The following is a 255-nucleotide window of genomic DNA, read 5'->3' on the forward strand; positions in this document are numbered from 1 at the left end:
CAACGTCCAGAGATCAGTCATTTTCATAAAACAAAACCCCTCCCAAGGCTAGTTACTATTAGTTTCGCTATATTTGGGAGGGGTTAATCCGTATTTCAACTAATTTGTTAAACCAGTGTTATTCGTTAAGTTGAAGAAGTGACAATTACTATCCAGTATTTCCTGATGATATTATTCTTTCTCATTCAAATGATAGATTAGTTGCACAACGCCAGAGGAGAATGTTCTTGTATTAACCATTTTTAAATTCAACCT

General features: G+C 34.1%; 1 pseudogene. It reads right to left on the reverse strand.

From position 1 onward, the window contains the following. Positions 1 to 171: 171 nt before the first annotated feature. Positions 172 to 255 (reverse strand): annotated as a pseudogene (locus tag KJS47_RS23935) (dihydrofolate reductase family protein); the annotation flags it as partial.

Source organism: Paenibacillus sp. J31TS4, from assembly GCF_018403265.1.
Lineage (GTDB): Bacteria > Bacillota > Bacilli > Paenibacillales > NBRC-103111 > J31TS4.